The 16,403-nt window shown below is 71.5% G+C and carries 13 protein-coding genes; 11 read left to right on the top strand and 2 right to left on the bottom strand.

Features of this window, described 5'->3' with window-relative positions; translation table 11 throughout:
* Positions 1–185 precede the first annotated feature (185 nt).
* The gene (gene abc-f / locus ACRAKF_RS21300) at positions 186–1,814 is read left to right on the top strand and encodes a ribosomal protection-like ABC-F family protein (protein WP_447038823.1); all 1,629 of its coding nucleotides are present in this window, start codon (positions 186–188) and stop codon (positions 1,812–1,814) included.
* A gap of 26 nt (positions 1,815–1,840) precedes the next feature.
* Here the strand turns inward: abc-f and ACRAKF_RS21295 are convergent, their stop codons facing one another.
* Both ACRAKF_RS21295 and ACRAKF_RS21290 read right to left on the bottom strand, forming a co-directional pair.
* Positions 1,841–3,154, bottom strand: a complete 1,314-nt coding sequence (locus ACRAKF_RS21295) for an LmeA family phospholipid-binding protein (RefSeq protein WP_447038822.1) — start codon at positions 3,152–3,154, stop codon at positions 1,841–1,843.
* A 153-nt stretch (positions 3,155–3,307) separates the two neighbouring features.
* Positions 3,308–5,140, bottom strand: a complete 1,833-nt coding sequence (locus ACRAKF_RS21290; protein WP_447038821.1) for a bifunctional metallophosphatase/5'-nucleotidase — start codon at positions 5,138–5,140, stop codon at positions 3,308–3,310.
* A gap of 259 nt (positions 5,141–5,399) precedes the next feature.
* On the opposite strand from ACRAKF_RS21290, the gene mshD reads away from it, so the two are divergent.
* From mshD to pstA, 10 genes are all read left to right on the top strand, one after another.
* Entirely contained in the window at positions 5,400–6,341 is a 942-nt protein-coding gene (gene mshD / locus ACRAKF_RS21285; RefSeq protein ID WP_447038820.1) for a mycothiol synthase, read from the top strand.
* Between the two features lie 141 nt (positions 6,342–6,482).
* The gene (locus ACRAKF_RS21280) at positions 6,483–6,902 is read left to right on the top strand and encodes a GntR family transcriptional regulator (RefSeq protein WP_447038819.1); all 420 of its coding nucleotides are present in this window, start codon (positions 6,483–6,485) and stop codon (positions 6,900–6,902) included.
* Positions 6,899–7,810, top strand: a complete 912-nt coding sequence (locus ACRAKF_RS21275) for an ABC transporter ATP-binding protein (RefSeq protein ID WP_447038818.1) — start codon at positions 6,899–6,901, stop codon at positions 7,808–7,810. Before ACRAKF_RS21280 ends, ACRAKF_RS21275 begins: the two co-directional genes overlap by 4 nt.
* Positions 7,807–8,775: an ABC transporter permease gene (locus ACRAKF_RS21270; RefSeq protein WP_447038817.1), complete on the top strand. Its 969-nt coding sequence runs from the start codon at positions 7,807–7,809 to the stop codon at positions 8,773–8,775. The genes ACRAKF_RS21275 and ACRAKF_RS21270 overlap by 4 nt, the downstream gene beginning before the upstream one ends.
* Positions 8,776–9,057: 282 nt before the next feature.
* Positions 9,058–11,304 (top strand): RNA degradosome polyphosphate kinase, encoded by a 2,247-nt coding sequence (locus ACRAKF_RS21265; protein WP_447038815.1) that lies wholly within the window; start codon positions 9,058–9,060, stop codon positions 11,302–11,304.
* A complete protein-coding gene (locus ACRAKF_RS21260; protein ID WP_447038814.1) occupies positions 11,285–12,439 on the top strand; it encodes a CHAD domain-containing protein in 1,155 nt (384 codons plus the stop codon). The genes ACRAKF_RS21265 and ACRAKF_RS21260 overlap by 20 nt, the downstream gene beginning before the upstream one ends.
* Positions 12,436–12,861, top strand: a complete 426-nt coding sequence (locus ACRAKF_RS21255) for an NUDIX hydrolase (protein ID WP_447038813.1) — start codon at positions 12,436–12,438, stop codon at positions 12,859–12,861. The genes ACRAKF_RS21260 and ACRAKF_RS21255 overlap by 4 nt, the downstream gene beginning before the upstream one ends.
* Positions 12,862–13,050: 189 nt before the next feature.
* A complete protein-coding gene (gene pstS / locus ACRAKF_RS21250) occupies positions 13,051–14,175 on the top strand; it encodes a phosphate ABC transporter substrate-binding protein PstS (protein ID WP_447038811.1) in 1,125 nt (374 codons plus the stop codon).
* 113 nt (positions 14,176–14,288) lie between these two features.
* Positions 14,289–15,314 (top strand): phosphate ABC transporter permease subunit PstC, encoded by a 1,026-nt coding sequence (gene pstC, locus ACRAKF_RS21245; RefSeq protein WP_447038810.1) that lies wholly within the window; start codon positions 14,289–14,291, stop codon positions 15,312–15,314.
* On the top strand, positions 15,311–16,390 hold the full coding sequence (gene pstA, locus ACRAKF_RS21240) for a phosphate ABC transporter permease PstA (RefSeq protein WP_447038809.1): 1,080 nt from the start codon (positions 15,311–15,313) through the stop codon (positions 16,388–16,390). Before pstC ends, pstA begins: the two co-directional genes overlap by 4 nt.
* Positions 16,391–16,403: the final 13 nt, after the last annotated feature.

The following is a 16,403-nucleotide window of genomic DNA, read 5'->3' as shown; positions in this document are numbered from 1 at the left end:
TCCTGACGTGCGCGGGTGCACGGGCCCGTCCCGCCGCGGAACCAACGAGACGTTACGTCTTGTCAAGCACCGTTCAACCCGCTACCGTCGACCCGTCGAGACGCGAGACGAGCCGTATCGTCCTGTTGCTGAACGCGCTCACCGCCTCGCGCGATGCCCCCCGTAGCCGACGAAAGGCCACCCACTTGTTCCCAGCAACCGCCCCCACGGCCGCCGGCCGCTCCCAGCTCACCCTCACCCACCTCACCAAGCGCTACGAGGACCGTGTCGTCCTCGACCGCGTGTCCCTCACCGTCCGGCCCGGCGAGAGAGCCGGCGTCATCGGGGACAACGGCTCGGGCAAGTCGACCCTGCTGCGCCTCCTCGCCGGGCGGGAGCTGCCGGACAACGGCACCGTCACCGTCGCCGCCCCCGGCGGCACGGGATACCTCGCCCAGGCGATCGAGCTGCCGGGCAGCGCGAGCGTCGGGGACGCGGTCGACGTGGCCCTGGCCGAGCTGCGTTCCCTGGAGCGGCGCATACGGGCCGCCGAGGCATCCCTTGAGGGCGCGGACACGGCGGCGTACGAGCGGTACGCCGCCCTGGTCGCCGAGTTCGAGGCGCGCGGCGGCCACGACGCCGACCGCCGCGTGGAGGTCACGCTGCGCCGCCTCGGCGAGCGGGAGCCGCTGGACCGCGCGCGCCCGCTGGTCACGCTCTCCGGCGGGCAGCGCTCGCGCCTGGCGCTGGCAGGCACCCTCGCCTCCTCGCCCGAGCTCCTCCTCCTCGACGAGCCGACGAACGACCTGGACGACGAGGCCGTGCGCTGGCTGGAGGACCGGCTGCGCGCGCACCGCGGCACCGTCATCGCCGTCACGCACGACCGGACCTTCCTGGACCGGGTCACCACGACCATCCTGGAGGTGGACGGCGCCACGCGGACCGTGCGCCGCTACGGCAACGGTTACGCGGGATACCTGACCGCGAGGGCGGCCGAACGCGCACGCCATGAGCGGGAGTACGAGGAGTGGCGTGCCGAGGTGGCCCGGCACTCCGCGCTCGCCGAGTCCAACGCCGGGCTGCTGTCGGCGATCCCCCGCAAGGCACCCAGCGCGTTCAGCGGCGCGGGCGCCTTCCGGGCCAGGTCACGGGCGCACGGGGCGATGGGGCGCATCCGCAACGCCCGCGAACGGCTGCAACGCCTGACCGAGCGGCCGGTGCCGCAGCCCCCGCGGCCCCTGCGCTTCGCCGCGCGCGTCGAGGGGGAGGCCGCGGACGCGGTCGAGCTGACCGATGTGCGGGTGCCGGGGCGGCTGACGGTCGAGGGGACGCTGCGGATCGAGGCGGGCGAACGGCTGCTCGTGACCGGCCCCAACGGCGCGGGCAAGTCGACGCTGCTGCGGCTCCTCGCCGGGGAGCTGACCCCCGAGGGCGGCGAGGTCCGGCGTCCGGCGAGGGTGGGTCATCTGCGGCAGGACGGTTCGCGCTGGGACGAGCGGCGGTCGGTGCTCTCCGTCTTCGGTGCGGAGCGGCGCGAGGAGCTGCTCGCCCTCGGTCTCTTCCGCGAGGCGGACCTCGGTCTCCCGGTGCGGGCCCTGTCGATGGGCCAGCGCCGCCGCCTCGAACTGGCCGAGCTGGTCACCCGCCCCCTGGACCTGCTCCTCCTGGACGAGCCCACCAACCATCTGTCGCCCGCCCTGGTCGAGGAGCTGGAGGCGGCGCTCGCCGGCTACCGGGGGACGCTGGTCATCGCCAGCCACGACAGACGGCTCCGTTCCGGCTTCCGGGGGAGGCGGCTCTCCGTACGGGACGGGCGTGCGGACCTGGAGGGTTGATCCATCGACTCCCTCCGAGGGTCCGGCTAGCCGCCGATGCCGAGCCCCGAGCCGGTGAGCCGTACGCGGATGCCTTCCTTCTCCACGGTCACGTCCTGGAGCGTCACCGTGCCCGCGCCCGGCGGCTTCGGGAGCTGGAAGGCGAGGGTAAGGCGGTCGGCGAGGACGGGACGGGTGAGACCGGAGAGGCCCTTGAGCAGGGCGGGGTCGAGGCCGAGCTTCTTGAGCAGCCAGGGGTGGCCCATCGCGACGTCGATGAGGTTGAGGCTCATCACGTCGTCGGCGAAGCGGGCGGAACCGGTCAGCTCGTTCAGCTTGGTGTCGCTCTTCAGCGCCTCGCGGACGACCGCGTCGGGCACGCCGAGCCGCTCGACGATCGCGGGGACGGAGAGCAGGGCCCTCGCCTTCGACGTCTCCTCGGCGACGCGGTCGGCGGACTTCTTCGACAGGTGCAGGCCCTCCTTCTCGCGCGTGCCGGGGCGGTACGTCGCGAGGTCGCCGAGCTGGAGGCTCATGCCGCCGATGTCGGTGGAGATGCCGCGGTCGCCGTTGCGCTGGATACGGGCGTCGGCGCGCACCTTCAGGTCGTGGCCCGCCACGGGCAGCGTGCCGCGCGCGAGGACCTGGTCGCGGCCCTTGCCGGTGAACGTGACCTGCGAGGCTCCCAGTTCACGGTTGAGGTCCTCGAAGGAGAGGAGCACCTCGCCGTTCATGGCGCCGATCCGCGCGCCCTTGACCGAGGTGGGCCCGTCCCCGTCGATCCTGACGTCGGTGGCGGTCGCGGAGACCTTGGCGAGCGAGACGCGGTCGGCCGCGACGTCCGGGACGGTCACCTTCACCCGGTCCAGGCGCTTGTCGAGGACCTGAGTGAGGAACGGGAAGCCCTCGATGTCGACCTCGGGCGCCGCGCTCAGGTTCATCTGGTCCTTGAGCTTGTCCGCGGCCTCGTGCTCGGCGTAGAGCAGCGCCCAGCGGTCGCCGAGAGCGAGGAAGGCGGCGGCGACGACCAGGGCGACCAGGGCCTTCGCGGCCAGCGGAAGGCCCGCGAAGCGGTTGCGGCGACGGCTGCGGCGGCGCCGGCGGTGGTTGGGCGGCTCCCAGGAGTCGTCCTCGCCGTCCGGCCCGTCCGGTCCGTCCGGTCCCTGCGACGCCTTGTCCTCGCGGAGGAACTCATCCAGCGGGTTCGGCGCGAGGGCGGCCAGCTCCTCGTACGGATTGGTGTACGGGGCGGCCGGGAGCCGAGCGGTGTCGTGCCCGCGGTCGAAGTGGTCGACAGCGACATCGGAGTGGTCATGAGGGGCATCCGAAGGATGCGTGGCTATGCGGTGGGGGGAACGCATCGGTCGATCTCACCATACGTTCACACCCCACCCCAAGCCTGACTCCCGGTAAGCGACGGTTTCGGCGGCTTAGCGCGCCGAAACCGCGCCGGAACCGCCCCTGGTCAGGGCGCCGAAGTTCACCGGGACGTCATCTACGTCACTTCCGAGAGGTCACTTCACGACCGTGATCCGGTCGGCCTTCGGCGGGGCGATGGGCTTGTCCGCCGAGGAGTTGGCGCTCAGGTAGTCGTTGAACGCCTTCAGGTCGTCCGCGCCCACCAGCGGCTTCGCGCCCTTGCCCAGCTCGGGGAGGCCGTCGCCGCCCCCGGCGAGGAAGGAGTTCAGGGCGACGCGGTAGGTGGCCGCCGGGTCGAGCGCCTTGCCGTTCAGCTTGATCGAGCCGGTGACGACACGGTCGGCGCCGGTCCTGGTCATGTCGAGGGTGTACGTCAGCCCGTCCGAGATCTGAAGGATCTTCGGGGAGTTGGCGTTGGCCCCGCTGACCTGCTGCTTCAGGGCGGTGACGAGCTGAGCGCCGGTCAGGTCGACGAGGTTGACCGTGTTGCTGAACGGCTGCACGGTGAACGCCTCGCCGTACGTGACGACGCCGTCGCCCTCGTTCCCGCTCGCCTTGTGCACGATGTCGGAGCGGATGCCGCCCGGGTTCATCAGCGCCAGATCAGCTTCCGGGTCCAGGGACTTGGCGTGCGCGAGCTGCGCGTCCGCGATGAGGTCGCCGAGCGGGGACTCGGGGGTGGTGGCGCCGCGGCCGGGGATGTCGGCGGAGATGTAGCCGACGGCCTTGCCGGCAATGGGCGCGGCCAGCTTGTCCCAGCGGGAGATCAGCGAGGTCATGTCGGGCGCCTTGGCCTGCTCGCGGCTGACGACGTGGTTCGCGGACTGCACGCTGGTGCGGACGATGTCCTTGGTCCTGCGGTCGTACGTCAGCGTGGTGTCGGTGTAGAGCTTGCCGTAGGAGGACGCCGAGGTGACCATGCGCGGGTTGCCCGCCGGGTCGGGGACCGTGCAGACGTACGCGTTGTGCGTGTGGCCCGTGACCAGGGCGTCCACCTTGGGCGTGATGCCCTTGGCGATGTCGGTGATCGGCCCGGAGATGCCGTCGCCGGCGCCCGGTGAGTCGCAGTCGTAGTTGTACGTCGGGCTCGCGGGCACGCCGCCCTCGTGGATGAGCGTGACGATGGACTTCACGCCCTGCTTGTCGAGGATCTTGGCGTACTTGTTGACCGTCTCGATCTCGTCGTGGAACTTCAGGCCCTTGATGCCGTCGGCGGAGACGATGTCGGGGGTGCCCTCAAGGGTCACACCGATGAAGCCGATCTTGACGCCCTTGTGCTTCCACACGTGGTAGGGCTTGAGGATCGGCTTGCCGGTCTTCTCGTCCGTGACGTTGGCCGCGAGGTAGGGGTAGTCGGCGCCCTCGAACTGCTTGTCCTTGCCCCGCCTGTCCTTCTCGTAGCAGCCGTCCTTGGGGTGGCAGCCGCCGTTCTGGATGCGGGCCAGCTCCTTGGCGCCCTCGTCGAACTCGTGGTTGCCGACGCTCGTGACGTCCAGGTCCAGCTTGTTCATCGCCTGGACCGTGGGCTCGTCGTGGAAGAGGCCGGAGAGCAGCGGGCTCGCGCCGATGAGGTCACCGGCGGCGGCCGTCACGCTGTAGGGGTGCGCCTTGCGGGCGGTGCGCAGGGAGGTCGCCAGGTACTCGACGCCGCCGGCGTCGATCTTCTTCTCGGTCCCGTCGGCCTGCTTCTCCGTCACCTGGCCCGAGGAGCCCGCGGGCGGCTGGAGATTGCCGTGGAAGTCGTTGAAGGACAGCAGCTGCACATCGACGGTGCGCTTCTTGCCGCCCTTGCCCTGCCCGGCGTGGTCCTGTCCCGCACTGGCGGGCAACGCGGCGACCAACGCCCCGGCGGTCGCGAGGCCCGCCGCCACGGCAAGGACACGGGTGGCACGGCGCCTGGGCCGCCGGTTCTTCGATCTGACGGACACGCGTTTCCCCTGGGGGTTGGATGCGGATGCGGGACGGGACGTACGAGGTACGAGACCGTCGGCAGCCTAGAGTCAACGCGCGTAGCGCAACAGAGGGGAACGGGTTACAGCCTGGTTGCGCACCCGTGAATCCGCCCAGGCCGGCGAGGGCCGGAGCCCGTCCGGAGCCCGTCCGGCGCCCGGGGACGAGCGCGGAGCGCGACGGACGGTGCCCAAGGCCGCCACCGGACCCGCGCCGCCGCCCGCTACCGTCTGACGTATGACTGACGACCGCCCCGCCGAGGCACAGGCCCCCGCTCCCCTCCGGAAGATCGACACCCTCTCCGCCCTCACCTCCGCGCAGGCCGACGCCGTGCTCGGGCTCCTCGCCGAGGCCGCGCGCAACGACGGGCAGCAGGCGGTGTCCGAGCAGGGGCGGCTACAGCTCCGCGGCGGCGCGCGCGAGGGCGTCGAGCACCTGCTGCTCAGCGTCGGCGACGACCTCGTGGGGTACGCGCAACTGGAAGACACCGACCCCGTGGAGGCCCCCGCCGCCGAACTGGTCGTGCACCCCTCGCACCGCGGCCGCGGCCACGGCAGGGCGCTCGGCTCCGCGCTGCTCGCCCAGTCCGGGCGGCGCCTGCGCGTCTGGGCGCACGGCGGCCACTCCGCGGCCCGGCACCTGGCGCAGGTGCTCGGCCTCTCCCTCTTCCGCGAACTGCGGCAGATGCGGCGCCCCTTGGCGGACCTGGAGCTGCCCGAGCCGGTCCTCCCCGAGGGCGTCTCCCTGCGCACCTTCGTCCCCGGCCAGGACGACGCGGCCTGGCTCGCGGTGAACGCCGAGGCCTTCGCGCACCACCCCGAGCAGGGCTCCCTCACCCAGCGCGACCTGGACGACCGCAAGGCCGAGCCGTGGTTCGACCCGGCGGGCTTCTTCCTGGCCGAGCGCGAGAGCGACGGCCGGCTGGTGGGCTTCCACTGGACGAAGGTGCACGAGCAGGAGCGCCTCGGCGAGGTGTACGTGCTCGGGGTCCGCCCGGGCGCCCAGGGCGGCGGCCTCGGCAAGGCCCTGACCACGACGGGCCTGCGCCACCTCGCCGAGGCGGGCCTGCCGACCGCGATGCTGTACGTGGACGCGGACAACAAGGCCGCCGTCAGTGTCTACGAACGCCTCGGCTTCGTCACCCACGAGACGGACCTGATGTACCGCACGGAGACCTGACCTGCGGCTTCCCGCCGAGGAGCGGGGGCCGGTCAAGCCCTTCGCGGGGCCGGTGAAGTCCTTGAGGGGCGGCGTCACTTGACGTCGCCCCTCTCTTGCACCACCCTTTCACTACTCAATTAGTGAAAGGGTGGTGCAGCAGTGGTCGAGTTCCGCATCGACCGGCGCAGTGGCGTCGCCACCTATCTCCAGATCGTCCAGCAGACCCGCCAGGCGCTCCGCCTCGGCCTGCTGGAGCCCGGCGACAAGCTGCCCACGGCCCGCGAGGTCGTCGAGGCGACCGCCATCAACCCGAACACGGTCCTGAAGGCCTACCGGGAGCTGGAGCGCGAGGGCCTGGTGGAAGCCCGCCGTGGCCTCGGCACCTTCGTACGGAAGTCACTGGGCCGTACACCGGCGGACTCGCCGCTGCGGGGGGAGCTCGTCGAGTGGGCCGCGCGGGCCCGGACGGCGGGCCTGGAGAAGGACGACGTGGCGGCGCTCTTCGCCGCCGTACTTGAGGAGCAGTTCGCGGAGCGGCCCGCACCGCGAGCTTCAAGGACCGAGGGGGACCCCGCATGACCGGCACGACCGGCACCGCCATCGAGGCGCACGCCCTCACCAAACGTTACGGCCGGCACCGCCACGCCCTGCGCGACTGCGCGTTCCGGCTGCCCGCCGGGCGCGTCTGCGCGGTCGTCGGCCCGAACGGCGCCGGCAAGTCCACGCTGCTCGCCCTCGCCGCCGGGCTCGACCGCCCCAGCGCGGGCACGCTGACCGTCCTCGGCACCACCCCGGCCGAGGCCCGCACCCGCGTGGCCTACGTCGCCCAGGACAAGCCGCTCTACCCGCAGCTGACCATCGCAGGCACCCTGCGGCTCGGCGCCGAACTCAACGCCGGGCGCTGGGACATGGCCGTGGCCGAGCGTGTCGTGGACGGCGCGGGGCTCGACATGACCGCGCGCGTCCGTACGCTCTCCGGGGGCCAGCGCACCCGGGTCGCACTCGCCCTGGCGCTGGGCAAGCGGGCCGAACTCCTGCTCCTGGACGAGCCCATGGCCGACCTCGACCCGCTCGCGCGCCACCAGCTCATGGGCACGCTCATGGCCGAGGCCGCCGAGCACGGGACCACCGTGGTCATGTCGTCGCACATCGTCGGCGAGCTCGCCGACGCCTGCGACCACCTGCTCCTCGTATCCGCCGGGCAGGTCAGGCTCGGCGGCGGCATCGACGACCTGATCGCCGCGCACGCCCTGGTGACCGGGGCGCGCCCCGCCGCCGACCTCGCCCCGCACACCGTCATCGACTCCCGCGCCACGGGGCGCGGCGTCACCGCCCTGATCCGCCCCGAGGGCCCCCTCGGCGCCGGCTGGGAGGTCGAGGAACCTTCCCTGGAGGAACTGTTGCTGTCCCATCTCCGCGCACCGGACGCGCCGGTTCTCCTCACGCCGGGTACGACGGCGCTCCCCGCGCAGGGGGTGACGGCATGAGCCTGCCGACGCTACGGGGTTCTCGCTGGGTGGACGTACGGCTGCACCGGGGCTCGCTGTGGACGGGCGGCGCCGTTCTCCTGGCGGCGCTCGTCTACACCGGCTGGCTCCGTTGGGCGGCCCATGCCTACCCGGAATCCGTGGACAACTGCCTCGTGGGCAAGCCCTGCGAGACGTTCCTCGGCTTCGCCAGCGCGCGCGAGCTGCTCTACACCAGCATGGAGAACGGCTCCCTGGCGCTGCTTCTGCTGCCCCTGCTCATCGGCGTCTTCGTCGCGGGCCCGTTCATCGCCCGCGAGATGGAGAGCGGGGTGTACAAGGTCTCCTGGACCCAGTCCGTCTCCCCCGCACGCTGGCTCGCCTCACGGCTGACCACGGCCGCCGCGATCGCCCTGGGTGCGACGCTCGTCCTCATGGCGGCCCTCCAGCTCGGCGGCTCCGACGTGCTCGGCTTTCGCGCGAACCTCCACTGGGCCGACCGGGGCGTCTACGAGGCGACCGGCCCCGCCCTGGTCGCGTACTCCCTGTTCGCCGTGGCCCTCGGCACGCTCATCGGGTTCGTCACGCGGCGCACGCTGCCCGCGATGGCCGCCACCGGCCTCGTCACCGGCATCCTCCTGTGGGGGATGGGCAACGCCCGCTGGCACCTGGTGCCCGTACGAACCGCTACGGGGCCCGCTTCCGCCGAGGGTTCCTTCCCCGACCGGTACCCCACGGACTCCTTCTCCATGGACCAGGGCGTCACCAACGCCGCCGGAGACCGGTTCCACGTGGGGCAGTGCGTACCGAGGCCGCAGCCCGGCTTCTCCTGCCCCGCCGACACCGAGGTCACCGGCTGGTACATGGAGTACCACCCCCGATCGCACTTCTGGTACACCCAGTTGATCGAGACCGGCATCCTCCTCACCCTCACCGCCGCCGCCGTCTACGCCGCCTTCCGGGTGCTGCGCCGCCGCACCGCCTGAGCCGACGCCCCGTGTCGAAGGCCCCCGGCCAGAACCCCCGGGGGTCTTCGGTCCATGTCCCGCACGTCATGTCGCCGTAACCGCTGATTCAGACAAGCTTGCGACGCTCAGGAAATGCAGCCCGCCGTGCCCGACCCACCCCCGGAGACCGGGAAGCCGTCCCCGGAGACGGGGAAGCCACCCCGGAAAAACGGTAAGCCGTCCCCGAAGAACGGGAAGCGCCGTCTCACTCCCGCGCTCTCCGACGCGCCTATCGGCATGCCCTCGCGGAAGAATGGCTCCATGAGCCAGCAGAACACGCCGGGACAGGTACAGCACGCCCAGCCCTCCGTCGGTTCCATAGCCGCGCACAGGCCGCACACCATCGCGGCCACCGTCTCCGACCTCGCCCCCGACATCGACGCCGACCTCGACTCCTACGACGAGGACGGCCAGACGGGGCACGACGGGCACGGGCTGCCCCAGGGCCGGTTCCTCGACCGGGAGCGGAGCTGGCTCGCCTTCAACGAGCGGGTGCTCGAACTCGCCGAGGACCCGAACACCCCGCTCCTCGAACGGGCGAACTTCCTCGCGATCTTCGCCTCGAACCTGGACGAGTTCTTCATGGTGCGCGTGGCGGGCCTCAAGCGCCGCATAGCCACCGGTGTCGCCACCCGTTCGGCCTCGGGGCTCCAGCCCCGCGAGGTCCTCGAACTGATCTGGAACCGCTCCCGCGAGCTCATGGCCCGGCACGCCGCCTGCTACCAGGACGACGTCTCGCCCGGCCTCGCCGACGAGGGCATCCAGCTCGTCCGCTGGCAGGAACTGACCGACAAGGAGCAGTCCCGCCTCTTCACGCTCTTCCGGAAGCAGATCTTCCCCGTCCTGACCCCGCTGGCCGTGGACCCCGCGCACCCGTTCCCGTACATCTCGGGGCTCTCGCTCAACCTCGCCGTGGTCGTACGCAACCCGGTCTCGGGCCATCAGCACTTCGCGCGGGTCAAGGTCCCGCCGCTGCTCTCGCGCTTCCTGGAGGCCTCGCCCCAGCGCTACGTCCCCATAGAGGACGTCATCGCCGCTCCCGCGCACCTCCAGGAGCTCTTCCCGGGCATGGAGATCCAGGAGCACCACATGTTCCGGCTCACCAGGAACGAGGACCTTGAGGTCGAGGAGGACGACGCCGAGAACCTCCTCCAGGCCCTGGAGAAGGAACTCATGCGGCGCCGCTTCGGGCCGCCCGTGCGCCTGGAGGTGGAGGAGTCCATCGCGCCGAACGTCCTCAGCCTCCTGGTGCGCGAGCTGAAGATCAGCGAGGCGGAGGTCTATCCGCTGCCGGGCCCGCTCGACCTCACCGGGCTCTTCAGCATCGCCAAGCTGGACCGGCCGGAGCTGAAGTACCCCAAGTTCGTGGCGGGCACCCACCGTGACCTCGCCGAGGTCGAGTCGGCGTCCGCGCCCGACATCTTCGCCGCCCTGCGCGAGCGCGACGTGCTGCTCCACCACCCGTACGACAGCTTCTCCACCTCCGTCCAGGCGTTCCTGGAGCAGGCCGCGGCCGATCCGGACGTCCTCGCCATCAAGCAGACGCTGTACCGCACGTCGGGCGACTCCCCGATAGTGGACGCGCTGATCGACGCCGCGGAGTCCGGCAAGCAGGTCCTCGTCCTCGTCGAGATCAAGGCCCGCTTCGACGAGCAGGCCAACATCAAGTGGGCGAGGAAGCTGGAGGAGGCGGGCTGCCATGTGGTCTACGGCATCGTCGGCCTGAAGACCCACTGCAAGCTCTCCCTGGTCGTGCGCCAGGAGGGCGACACCCTGGTCCGCTACTCGCACGTGGGCACCGGCAACTACCACCCCAAGACCGCACGGCTCTACGAGGACCTCGGCCTCCTCACGTCGAACGCCGAGGTCGGCGCGGACCTCTCCGACCTGTTCAACCGCCTCTCCGGCTACTCCCGCAGGGAGACCTACCGCCGCCTCCTGGTGGCACCCAGGTCGCTGCGCGACGGGCTCGTCGCCCGTATCGACAAGGAGGCCCAGCACCACCGCGCGGGCCGCCCCGCCTACGTCCGCGTCAAGGTCAACTCGATGGTCGACGAGGGCGTCATCGACTCGCTGTACCGCGCCTCGCAGGCGGGCGTCGAGGTGGACGTGTGGGTGCGCGGGATCTGCGCGCTGCGGCCCGGCGTCGCGGGGCTCTCGGAGAACATCCGCGTACGGTCCGTCCTCGGCCGCTTCCTGGAGCACTCCCGCGTCTTCGCCTTCGGCAACGGCGGCGAACCGGAGGTGTGGATCGGCAGCGCCGACATGATGCACCGCAATCTCGACCGCCGCATCGAGGCGCTCGTCAGGGTCCAGGACCCGGCGCACCGTGCGGCCCTGAGCCGGCTCCTGGAGACCGGCATGTCGGACACCACCGCCTCCTGGCACCTGGGCGCGGACGGCAACTGGACCCGCCACTCGCTGGATCCGGAAGGCCAGCCCCTGCGGAACGTACAGGAGATGCTCATAGACGCCCGGAGGCGCCGGCGTGGCACAGCAACACCATGAGACGACAGTGGCGGAGACCGACGCGGCGGACGGGGCCCTGCCGGCCTACCTGCGCGGCCAGGCCACGGAGTTCCTGCGCTCGCTGCGGCTGCACCGCGAGTCCACGACGGACGCGCGGGGCGCGGAGGACTCCCTGGAGGCGGCCCGCTCCCTGCGCCGCGCGGCCCGCCGGATCGGCGGCTCGCTGCACACGTTCCGCCCGCTGCTCGACCCCGAGTGGGCGGCGGTGCTGCGCCCCGAACTGGCCTGGCTCCGCGGCACGCTCGCCCAGGAGTACGCCTGCGCCGCCCGCCTGAGCCGCCTCCTGGCGGCCCTGCACCGCCTCTCGGGGACCCCGGTGCCCGGGCCCGCCCCGGCACCGCTCACCACGCCCGCGGACAGCGGCCTCACCGCCGTCCCCGCCGCGGGCAGACGTACCGCGCGGAGATCGGGCTCCCCCCTGCTCGAACGGGACCGGCAGCTCGGGGAGGGCTGGGAGCGGCTCCCGCCGCCGGGCGCCGATGAGCCGGGCAGGAGTTCACGCGGCCTGACGGTGGGCGCGGCCAAGGCCGCGGCGCTCCTTGAGCGGCAGCTCACGCTGGCCCGCACGCGGGCCCACTCCACCGCCCTCCAGGCCCTCGGCTCCTCCCGGTTCCACGCGGTGGCGGACACCATCGCCGTGCTGGCCAGCGAGGTCCCCCTCACCGGCGCCCCGGACGACCCGAAGCACCTCGCGGCCAAGGCGGAGGCGGACCTCGCCGAAGCCGTCGCCGCCCTCCCGCTGAGCCAGGCGGGCCACCCGTACAACGCGGGCGCCCTGACCCACGGCCTCGCCGCGGACACCGTCCCTGACGCCCAGGACGCCCCCTGGCTGAAGGTCCGCTCCCTGCTGCGCCTGCACCGGTACGCCCAGGAGGCCCTGCTGGGCCACGCCTGCCACGACCCCCGGCTCGTCGAGGCGGGCCGCGCCCTGGACGTCCACCGCGAGGCCGCGGCGGCGGCCCAGGCGGCGGCGCAGGCCGCGCGGACACCCCGTATCGCCCCGGCGACCGCGTACGCCCTCGGCGTGCTCCACGCCGACCAGCGCCACGAGGTCGAGGCGGCACGTTTCGCCTTCCAGCGGGTCTGGCAGCACGAGGCGGTGGTCACCCGGTGACGTCCGTGAACGCCGGGGCGCCCGTCCTCGCGGCCGGCTGCGTCCTGTGGCGCCGCTCCCCCGTCGACGGCGGCCCGGAGCTCTGCCTGGTCCACCGCCCCCGCTACGACGACTGGTCCTTCCCCAAGGGCAAGCTGAAGCGGGGCGAGGACCCGCTCGCCGGCGCCGTGCGCGAGGTCGAGGAGGAGACCGGCCACCGCTGCGCGCCCGGAAGCCGGCTGCCCACCGTCCACTACGCCGTCCAGGGCCGCCCCAAGCGCGTCGACTACTGGGCGGCCGAGTCGACCGGCGGCCACTTCGTGCCCGGCGACGAGGTCGACCGCGTCCGGTGGCTGCCTCCCGCCGAGGCCCGCGAGCGGCTCACCCAGCTCCGTGACCAGCGGCTCGTCGACGCCCTGCTCGACGTACTCAGCGAACAGTAATCACTCGGGTACTTTCCGTCATGCGATGTCGCACCAGGCCGACCGCCGAGGTTCACCCCCCGTTCACTCGTGCCAGTCGGCTGCTTCACCTGTCCTGCCTAATTTCGGCCTTGCACGACAGAAAAGCGCAAGCCAGACATCGCACGCCGCCAGCAACGGGCCGGCGGCTCCCGGAAGGAACACCCGAAAGTGAAGCTTCAGCGCAAGAACCGGCTCCGCGCCCTCTCCCTCGGCGCCATCGCCGTCTCCGGCGCCCTGGCCCTCACGGCGTGCGGCTCCGACGACACGAGCTCCGGCGACGGCGGCAAGGAGACCAGCGCCAACGCCAACATCAAGTGCGACGACGCCAAGGGCCAGCTCGCTGCCTCCGGCTCGTCCGCGCAGAAGAACGCCGTCGACGCCTGGCGGAAGGTCTACACGACCAACTGCAAGGACGTGCAGCTCAACTACAACCCGACGGGTTCGGGCGCGGGCATCACGGCGTTCCTCCAGGGCCAGACGGCGTTCGCCGGTTCCGACTCGGCGCTGAAGCCCGAAGAGATCGAGAAGTCGAAGAAGGTCTGCAAGGACAGCCAGGCCATCGACCTGCCGATGGTCGGCGGCCCGATCGCCATCGGCTTCAACGTCCCCGGCGTCGACAAGCTGACCCTGGACGCCAAGACCCTCTCCGACATCTTCAACGACAAGATCAAGACCTGGGACGACAAGGCGATCGCGAAGCTCAACCCCGACGCCAAGCTCCCCAGCACCAAGGTCCAGGCCTTCCACCGCTCCGACGAGTCCGGCACCACGGACAACTTCACCAAGTACCTCAAGGGCGCGGCCCCCGACGCCTGGCCGTATGAGCCGGGCAAGTCCTGGGAGCCCAAGGGCGGCCAGTCCGCCAACGGCTCCGCCGGTGTCGCGGGCCAGGTCAAGCAGACCCCCGGTGCCATCTCCTACTTCGAGCTCTCCTACGCGGGCGAAGGCATCAAGACCGTCGACCTGAAGACGGAGGCCGAGGAGCCGGTGAAGGCCACCGTCGACAACGCCTCCAAGGCGATCTCCGAGGCCAAGGTCGTCGGCAAGGGCAAGGACCTCGCGCTCGAGCTGAACTACAAGCCGACCGCCGAGGGCGCCTACCCGATCACCCTGGTGACGTACGAGGTCGTCTGCGAGAAGGGCAACAAGCCCGAGACGCTCGCCGCCACCAAGTCCTTCCTGACCTACATCGCCAGCGAGGACGGCCAGAACGTCCTCAAGGAGAACGACTACGCGCCGATCCCGGCCGAGATCATCGCCAAGGTCCGCACCACCGTCGCGGCCCTGAGCTAGCTGAACCGAGTGCGGCCGGCCCCGCAGGACAGGGTCGGCCGCACCGTCCGGTGCACCGCCGCCACGGAGCGCCCGCGCCACGCGCACGGCAGCTCCGCAGACCGGAGAACTCCATGGACATAGCAAGCAGTAACACCACAGCTCCACCCCCCGGCGACCCCGGCCGGCCCGCCGCTCCCGTGAGCAAGGCCGCCGCCCGCGGTGCCACGCGCCCGGGCGACCGGATCTTCCTCGGCTTCTCCCGGGGCTCCGGCATAGCGCTCCTCGTGATCATGGCCGCCATCGCGGCGTTCCTCACGTACCGCACGTCCCTCGCGCTCGCCGACAACACGGGCAACTTCCTCACCACCTTCGAGTGGGACCCGGCCGGCGCGAGCACCGGCGGCAAGCCGTACTTCGGCATCGCGGTCCTGGTCTTCGGCACGGTCGTGAGCTCGGTGATCGCCCTCGCGATCGCGGTGCCCGTCGCCATCGGCATCGCGCTCTTCATCTCGCACTACGCGCCGCGCAAGCTGGCCACCCCCATCGCCTTCGTGATCGACCTGCTGGCCGCCGTGCCCTCGATCGTGTACGGCCTGTGGGGCGCCCTCGTGGTCGCACCGAAGCTGACGGGCCTCTACACCTGGCTCGACGACTACTTCGGCTGGACCGGGATCTTCGAGTACCAGGGCGGCGCACCGCGCTCCCTGATGACCGTCGGCATCCTCCTCGCGATCATGATCCTTCCGATCATCACCAACGTGAGCCGCGAGGTCTTCCTCCAGGCCCCGAAGATGCACGAGGAGGCCGCGCTCGCCCTCGGCGCCACGCGCTGGGAGGTCATCCGCATGTCGGTGCTCCCCTTCGGCCGCTCCGGCATCATCTCCGCCTCGATGCTGGGCCTCGGCCGCGCGCTCGGCGAGACGATCGCCGTGGCCACCGTGCTCTCCCCGAACTTCCTCATCAACGCGTCGGTGCTCGACTACGGCGGCGGCACCTTCGCGCAGAACATCGCCAGCAAGTTCAACGAGGCCAGCGAGTACGGCCAGGACGCGCTCATCGCCTCCGGCCTGGTGCTCTTCGTCATCACCCTGCTGGTCAACGGCGCGGCCCGCCTGATCATCGCGCGCCGCAAGGAGTACTCGGGGGCCAACGCATGAGCACCACGACACCGACACCGACCCCGCCCGCCCCGCTCGTCAAGCGCCCCTCGACGCTGAAGGCCGCCACCCTGCCGCGCTGGTCGTCCCCGGCCGTCGCCCTCGGTTCGGCCGCCGTGGCCATCGGCATCGGCGCCGGAGCCGGCCTCGAAAGCCGCATCCAGTGGGGCCTGATCGCCGCCATCCTCTTCATCGTCGGGTCGTACGTACTCGCGGTGACCGTCGAGGGCACGCGCCAGGCCAAGGACCGCCTCGCCACCTCGCTGGTGTGGGTCACGTTCCTGCTGGCCGTCGTCCCGCTGGCCTCGCTGATCTACGAGACGCTGAATCGCGGCATCAAGGTCTTCGACGTCTACTTCCTGACCCACTCGATGGGCGTCGTCGCCGACGAGGAGACCGGCGGCGGCATCTACCACGCCCTCATCGGCACCCTCCAGCAGGTGCTCCTGGCCTCCGTGATCGCGGTGCCGATCGGCCTGCTCACCGCGGTCTACCTCGTCGAGTACGGGCGCGGGAAGCTCTCCAAGGTCATCACGTTCTTCGTGGACGTCATGACCGGCATCCCCTCGATCGTCGCGGGCCTGTTCGTCCTCAGCTTCTGGATCCTGATCCTCGGCTTCGACTACTCCGGCTGGGCCGGCGCCATGGCGCTCGCCATCCTGATGATGCCGGTGATCGTCCGCTCCACCGAGGAGATGCTCAAGCTCGTACCGAACGAGCTGCGCGAGGCGTCGCTCGCCCTCGGCGTGCCGAAGTGGCGGACCATCCTCAAGGTCGTCCTGCCGACCGCGATCGGCGGCATCACCACGGGCATCATGCTCTCGGTGGCCCGCATCGCGGGCGAGACCGCGCCGGTCCTGCTCCTGGTCTGGGTGAACCCCCTGATCAACACGAACCCCTTCGACGGTTCGCAGGCCTCGCTGCCGCTGTACGTGTACCAGCAGTACGCGGCAGGCACCGACGCCTCGTACGACCGCGCATGGGCGGCGGCGCTCGCCCTCATCGGCTTCATCATGATCCTCAACCTGGCGGCCCGCGGCGTGGCCCGCTGGAAGGCCCCCAAGACGGGCCGCTAGGCATCCCTCCGTC

Source organism: Streptomyces sp. DSM 118878 (genome assembly GCF_052936595.1).
Note: the sequence above shows the minus strand (reverse complement) of the source record. Positions and strands in the feature narration are given on the sequence as shown.

What these genes read in the sequence shown, in the direction of transcription:
- ACRAKF_RS21295 (WP_447038822.1), bottom strand. Translation starts at nt 3,154, where the DNA reads ATGCGTTCCCCCCACCGCATAGCCACGCATCCTTCGGATGCCCCTCAT.
- mshD (WP_447038820.1), top strand. Translation starts at nt 5,400, where the DNA reads ATGACTGACGACCGCCCCGCCGAGGCACAGGCCCCCGCTCCCCTCCGG.
- ACRAKF_RS21275 (WP_447038818.1), top strand. Translation starts at nt 6,899, where the DNA reads ATGACCGGCACGACCGGCACCGCCATCGAGGCGCACGCCCTCACCAAA.
- ACRAKF_RS21270 (WP_447038817.1), top strand. Translation starts at nt 7,807, where the DNA reads ATGAGCCTGCCGACGCTACGGGGTTCTCGCTGGGTGGACGTACGGCTG.
- ACRAKF_RS21265 (WP_447038815.1), top strand. Translation starts at nt 9,058, where the DNA reads ATGAGCCAGCAGAACACGCCGGGACAGGTACAGCACGCCCAGCCCTCC.
- pstC (WP_447038810.1), top strand. Translation starts at nt 14,289, where the DNA reads ATGGACATAGCAAGCAGTAACACCACAGCTCCACCCCCCGGCGACCCC.
- pstA (WP_447038809.1), top strand. Translation starts at nt 15,311, where the DNA reads ATGAGCACCACGACACCGACACCGACCCCGCCCGCCCCGCTCGTCAAG.